The 6,636-nt window shown below is 44.5% G+C and carries 5 protein-coding genes and 1 tRNA gene; 2 read left to right on the top strand and 4 right to left on the bottom strand.

What is annotated here, in order from left to right; genetic code table 11:
• Positions 1-387 precede the first annotated feature (387 nt).
• The 4 genes from CS921_RS10565 to CS921_RS10550 all read right to left on the bottom strand — a co-directional run bounded on the left by CS921_RS10565 (position 388) and on the right by CS921_RS10550 (position 4,920).
• Positions 388-2,100 carry a glycoside hydrolase family 3 protein gene (locus CS921_RS10565; protein ID WP_099223643.1) on the bottom strand — a complete coding sequence of 571 codons (1,713 nt, stop codon included), beginning with the start codon at positions 2,098-2,100 and terminating at the stop codon, positions 388-390.
• Positions 2,097-3,431, bottom strand: a complete 1,335-nt coding sequence (locus CS921_RS10560; protein ID WP_099223641.1) for an MFS transporter — start codon at positions 3,429-3,431, stop codon at positions 2,097-2,099. The genes CS921_RS10565 and CS921_RS10560 overlap by 4 nt, the downstream gene beginning before the upstream one ends.
• A gap of 110 nt (positions 3,432-3,541) precedes the next feature.
• Complete coding sequence (locus CS921_RS10555; RefSeq protein WP_099223640.1) at positions 3,542-4,639, bottom strand: helix-turn-helix domain-containing protein; 1,098 nt, start codon at positions 4,637-4,639, stop codon at positions 3,542-3,544.
• A gap of 190 nt (positions 4,640-4,829) precedes the next feature.
• Positions 4,830-4,920: transfer RNA gene (locus CS921_RS10550), tRNA-Ser, on the bottom strand.
• Positions 4,921-5,021: 101 nt separating this feature from the next.
• On the opposite strand from CS921_RS10550, the gene CS921_RS10545 reads away from it, so the two are divergent.
• Positions 5,022-5,537, top strand: a complete 516-nt coding sequence (locus CS921_RS10545; RefSeq protein ID WP_162921743.1) for a DUF3267 domain-containing protein — start codon at positions 5,022-5,024, stop codon at positions 5,535-5,537.
• Between the two features lie 73 nt (positions 5,538-5,610).
• Positions 5,611-6,525 (top strand): aldo/keto reductase, encoded by a 915-nt coding sequence (locus CS921_RS10540; RefSeq protein ID WP_276108000.1) that lies wholly within the window; start codon positions 5,611-5,613, stop codon positions 6,523-6,525.
• The last annotated feature ends 111 nt before the right edge of the window (positions 6,526-6,636 follow it).

Genomic DNA, 6,636 nt, shown 5'->3' with positions numbered 1-6,636 from the left:
TTTATGGTATTAAGGAATCAAGTCTATTTTATGAGTGCAGACGACTTCATTTTGGTACTCTGCTGATTTATGGTATTAAGGAATATGTTTGACATTTATTTAAAACAAGTATTCATTTTGGTACTCTGCTGATTTATGGTATTAAGGAATAAACGCCAGAACATGAGTCAGAGGAGGTCGATTTTGGTACTCTGCTGATTTATGGTATTAAGGAATGGAGTGATCGGACGAAAGGGTTTCGTATCAATTTTGGTACTCTGCTGATTTATGGTATTAAGGAATATATAAGGGCGCGGCCATATGGCGAGGTATTTTGGTACTCTGCTAATTCATGTTGCTCTATCAACCAAAAACAGGACGCTGCCCGCGTCCTGTCAATTCACTGCCTCATTCCTCCTCACAAAATCTCAAATCCACCGGTGACACGCCTCGAAACTCACTTCGGCCTTCCATTTTTTCGATAATCGCCTCTAGCACTTCTTCGGTTGGGCTGTAGCCATTAATTACCGTCATTACATCGGCAAAGTCATACCCATGATAGGGGCTCGCCACCGAAATCAATGCGGTCGGGACCTCGTGAATGAACCACGGTGCGTCAAAGCCAGCAAGGGATTTGAATTCCGCGCGAAGTGAAGTCTGGTTCGACATCGTATCCTTTTTGACAAAGTAAAGGATTACATCATATTTAGCTCGAAATGCCGCAATGCTTTCCTTTGCACTTTCCATCATCACCCGAATATCACTATGATCAATAAAAATGACTTCATAGCCGCGTTCGCTTAACTTTTTGCCGAAAATTTCGTGGGCTTTTGGTTTTCGTTTCTGCATTTTTAGAAGAAGTTTTGTCATTCCGCCTGCATTTTGCGCAATCATGTCAAAAATATCCTGCTCGTTGCCAAGCGAAATAATGCCCACTTTCTTATGCTTAGCAGGGGAGAGCGGCAGCAGATTTTGTGCATCCTTGACAAGCGTGACACCCTGATCTGCCACTTCTTTTGCCAGCTGATTTCCATCTAAGGTGGTGGGAAGAAGCCCGTCTCGTTCCTTCTTCTGGAGATAAGCTTTGAGTCCCAAAATCCGATAAACCGCTTCGTCTAATCGCTCGGGTGTGATAATGCCGTTCTTATAGCCTTGCATCATAAAGGTGAAATCTTCGGCGCTATTTTTTGTAAATAAAAACATGTCACAGCCGGATGCTATGGCGAGCGGCACCATGTCCTCTCGTCGACCTTGTACACCAAAACCAGTCATCAGTGTCGAATCTGTGATCGTCAAACCGTTAAATCCTAACTCTTCACGCAGCAGCCGGTTGATTAAAAGGGGATTCAGGCTGGCTGGATGCTGACGGTACGTGTCCTCCTTGTCGTCAAAATAGTGCGGAAAGGCAATGTGGCCAATCATCACACCGGTTGCGCCTGCGTCGATGTTTTCGCGATATACTTTTCCATAACTGGCCATCCAGTCTTCATAGGACAACGGGTTGCGGCTCTTGACAATGTGGTGATCCCGATCGTCTGCACCGTCTCCTGGGAAATGCTTGATCGTGACGGTTCCGCCGGCTTCTTGTGCACCCTCGACATATGCCTGCCCCATTTCTGAAACCAGGTCGGGGCGGTCGCCGAATGAGCGAATATTGGTGATCGGATTCTGCCAGTTGAAATTGATGTCAATGATGGGCGCAAAACTCATATTGCCGCCGACCTTTTTGGCATCTGCCATACAGATTTTGCCGAATTTATAGGCGTTTTCAATGTTATTCGTGGCGGCAATCAGCATCTCATGGCCGATATTGGCCGCGTCTTCATTGATGCCGTTTGGACCGGTTTCCAGATTCGCCGAAATAAAAGGCTGAATGCGCAGGTGCTCGTTCAAATAGGCGGTCACCTTTTTGGCCTCTTCTTCTTTTAGCGGGCGCAGCATGACGCCGCCAGGTTGCATCTCGGCCAGTTCTTGCAGCGTGCGATCTTTGGCATCCGCGGCCGCCAGCATGAAAAGCTGCCTGATTTTTTCTTGAGTGCTCATGTTTTCGCGCGTTTCCTTTACCCAGTCAATCTCTTTTTGAGTAAGATAGAATGGTTTTTTTGTTAAATCAATGGTCATGGTTTTACCTCTTTTCGTGTGTGCAAGTCCTGCATCATTTTTGGATATAACTTGTCGATTTTATTGAGTGAAAGCAGTAGGGCGATCGCTAGGCAAAGCAGTCCCGGGATCCATAGATTGATCCACGTGATCATGGTGATGACACTATCTGGTTGAACAGCTGCCGTGCCGTCATATTGGACCAAAGCGAGCAACCAGCCGACTGCTGCTGCCCCAATTCCGCCGCCAATCTTGGTGCCCACACTGGCCGCCGAGTAAGTCAAGCCTTCGATCCGCTTCGTTGTTTTCCATTCGCCATATTCGATCGTGTCGGCAATCATCGCGAAGAAGCCGCCAGAACTGATGCCCATCACGACGCCGTTCAGAATGATGTAGAGGCAGTATAGAATGAACTGATCGGGCGAGTTGAAAATTGGATAGAAGATGAGGGTTAGAATAAACATGGCCCCGTAGGAATACATGCACGCTTTGACTTTGCCCCATTTGCGGAAGAGGGTCGTGGCAAAGGCCATCCCGACTAGCATGCCCGGCATGGAAATTAAGTTGAGCAGGACGACCAGATTTTCATCATTGAAATAGTATTTCGCCATGTAAATATTGGAAGACATCCTAAGACCGGAATAAATAAAGGAAAGAATCCCCACGAATAGCATAATGATCCATGGCCGGTTTTTCAAAAGTGAAAATAGGCCTTCTTTGAACGGTACCACTTCACTCTGTTCGGTTAAGCCAACGCGTTCTGTCGTTCCTTTAAAAGTGATTAGAAATCCACATGAAGCAACGAGTCCAACGATTAAAAAAGTCCACGTGTAACCAACTATACCGATCAACGGCTGTGCAACCATTGAAGCGAGCATCCCGCCGATCATTGCGCCTAGGCCTCGGAATACGCCTAGCGAGCCGCGTTCGACTTGATCGTCCGTCATTTTGACAGAGAGGACGCCATAAGGAATGTTGATGGCCGTGTAAATGATCATGGTGATGTTATACGTTAAGAAAGCAAAAATAATATCTACTATTTCACTGCTGCCGGGACTCCAAAAGGTGATCATTGCTGAAAATGCAAAGGGGAGGGCGAGCCACAGCAGATAAGGCCGCGCTTTTCCGTGCTTGGACCGCGTCTTGTCGACCAGATTGCCAACAATCACATCCACAAAGCCGTCAAAAATCCGGGAGATAAACAGAATCGTCCCAGCGGCAGCCGCCCCAATGCCGGCGTAGTCTGTCCAGTAAAAAAGTATATAGATCGAGATGCCTTGAAAAACGAGATTGCTGGAAAAATCCCCAAAACTGTAAGCTAGCTTTTCCTTTAATTTTAGTTTTTGAACCATCACAAGTTCCTCCTCGTTTGTTATCGCTTACATTTCTTATTATTCAAGGAAATGCTTGGAATAACAATAACCTTTTCAGGTCAGAAATCAGGAGGACTGACAAATGCCGTTTAGCGATGTTTTTTTCGATAGGCATTGGGTGTTAGGCCTGTATGTGTGCTGAACAATTGGTAAAAAAATTGCAGATTGGAATAGCCGGATTCAATCGCCACCTTATGAACCGGATAGTTTGTAGACGTGAGCAGTTCCTGTGCTTTCTGAATCCGAATCGTCTGCAAAAATTGTGTGTATGTGAGGCCGGTATTTTCTTTGATCAGTTTGTTGAAATAGTCGGCGGAATAATTAAAGGTGGCAACGAGATCCTGTAGACGCAAATTTTTAAAGTGAACGGTCATATACTTTTCAATTTCGGCAAAAATCAACTGGCGATGATTTTGCTGTTCGGACTGAATCAAATAATAATCGCATTCAACGGTGAGGGTATTCAAAAGACGCGTTAAAAGTCCGCGGATAATCAGCTGATAGCCGAAGTCCTTGGTGGTGATTTCTTGATAGAGTGACAAAATAATCTGTTCCAATTTCTGTTTATTGGAGTGCGGCATAAATTTGATATATTGACTATCGGGACGTTCACGAATCAGCGCCATTTGTAAAAATTTGACGAGATCGATCTCATTGACATTCCGAAGCACCGTATCGTCCAGCATTTTTTCTGTCAAACCAATGAAAATCACTTTGCAGGGGGTCGTGCTGATATAGTCGGCGTGCAGGGTGTGACGGTCTAGAAGCAGAACCTCACCGGGGAAAAGTAGAACATCCTTATCCTGAATGTGCATCTTGAATTCACCCTCCACTACATAGCACATCTCAAGGTGATTGTTGCGGTGAAACGGCGTGATAAATTCTTCTTTGCCGAGCGTACTCACTTTGTGCGTGGCAGGAAGCATTCGCTGATACGTATCATCTGTGCGGAAATCTGCAAGCTTGGCGATAAAGGATTCGTTCGTTTTATTCAGAAAGTCGACCAGCGAACTGAAAACATCATTTTCCATAAACCAGCGCGTCAAATAAAGTTCGTCATCAAATGCAAGTTCACCGTTTGAAGTAAAGTTCAGTGTGGCGAGCAGCTCAAGCTTTTCCAAATCATCCACACCGTAAATATAAGGGGTAGCAATGTTTTGGTAAGAAAAAATACTTGCAAGTTTCATGAGGATCACCTGTTCATTATAAGATGGTTGAAAATAGGCAGTGCGACGGGAAAATAGTGAGTGCCAGAAGAAAAAATGAACACGTTTTCAAATTACTACTCCCTAAGTATACACGATTGCAAGCATGGAAGCACTACACAAAAAAAGCACTTGAACCGCTTGGAAACGATTCAAGTGCTTCATCATAGAACGGAGAAACGGGGATTCGAACCCCGGCGCGAGCTAGGCCCGCCTAACAGATTTCGAGTCTGTCCCCTTCAGCCGGACTTGGGTATTTCTCCACAATCAAAAACTTGCCGACAACTGATATTGTAATATAAAATGGAAAGAAATGCCAGCATTATTTTTATTTTTTACGGAAAATGGCAGGAAGGGGAAGCATTTGGAAAAAAGAGAAATTCATTTGCTGGAAAATCAGCCGCTGCTTATGCGGTTAAACATGATCGGGATTGGTTTATTTGTAGGGATTTTAGTCGTGGGAATCTGGTGGGGGCCGGACTTTTCGATCGGACTCCTCGATGTTTTGTTAGGACTGGCTCTTTTAGTCGCGCTATTTTTATTTCATGAAGTGGTGCATGGTGTCTTTTTTAAACTATTTTCCCCGCGGGCGAAGATTCAGTTTGGCTATGCGAAAGGAATGCTGTATGCCGGAGCGCCAGGAACATGCTACTCAAGGATTCCATTTTTTGTCATTGCGATCATGCCTTTTATTGTCAACAGCCTGCTACTGGTGGGATTTTTCCTGTGGGGGATGAATTACTGGGTAGTGCTGTTTATTTTTGCTTGTCACACGTCGGGGTGCATCGGTGATTTTTATTATGTGTACTTGCTTGTGAAGGCGCCAAAAGGAACGAAAATTGAAGATACAGATTATGGGATTGCCCTTTATTTTAAATAAGTCTATCCTTTTGTTTGGTATCGCTTTCTAGGCGTGCTAAAATAAAGATATCTAGTAGAAAGAGGTGGCAGAATTGGAAAAAGTAGCATTAGGCGGAAAAGTGGAAGTACCAGTAATTGGACTTGGCTGCATGCGGATGGCGGATCTTTCAGCCAAAGACGCAGAACAAGTTATCCAAGCGGCATTAGACGAAGGAATCGATTTCTTTGATCATGCCGATATTTATGGCGGTGGAAAATCAGAAGAAATTTTTGCAGAAGCTGTGAAAAATATGGGGATCAGCCGTGAAAAATTATTTTTACAATCAAAATGTGGCATTCGTCCAGGCATGTTTGATTTTTCAAAAGAGCACATTTTAGCTTCTGTCGACGGGATTTTGAAACGTTTGAATACCGATTATATCGATTCGCTTCTTCTGCATCGTCCGGACACGCTGGTTGAGCCGGAAGAAGTGGCAGAAGCATTCTCTACACTTGAAAAAAGTGGGAAGGTGCGGCATTTTGGAATCAGCAACCATACACCTCTACAAATTGAATTACTGAAAAAATCAGTCGAGCAGGACTTGCTTGTGAACCAGCTGCAATTCAGTATCATGCATACTGGGATGGTCGATGCAGGGCTTAATATGAATATGACAAACGATCCAAGTTTTGATCATGATAATGGCATCTTGGATTACAGCCGCTTGCACGATATGACGATTCAGGCGTGGTCTCCTTTCCAATTCGGTTTCTTTGAAGGCGTCTTTTTAGACAATGATCGCTTCCCTGAATTGAATGCCAAGATTGATGAGCTGGCAGACAAATACCATGTGACCAATTCGGCGATTGCCGTTGCATGGATCAAGCGTCACCCAGCTAAAATGCAAACCATTGTAGGCACGATGAATCCGGGACGGCTGCATGATATTGCCAAAGCAGGCGACTTGACGCTGACTCGGGAAGAATGGTATCAGATTTATCTGGCGGCGGGAAATAAGCTTCCTTGATGAGAATAAGGAGGAAAAACGACTTGGCGATGATCGCTGAGTCGTTTTTTTGTTGATAGAGATTTTCATTCTCAATTAGAATTTAATTTTTTCATTTATATTGTTAATTTT

Origin of the sequence: Listeria costaricensis (assembly GCF_900183385.1) — a bacterium.
In the GTDB taxonomy this organism is placed as follows: domain Bacteria; phylum Bacillota; class Bacilli; order Lactobacillales; family Listeriaceae; genus Listeria; species Listeria costaricensis.
Note: the sequence above shows the minus strand (reverse complement) of the source record. Positions and strands in the feature narration are given on the sequence as shown.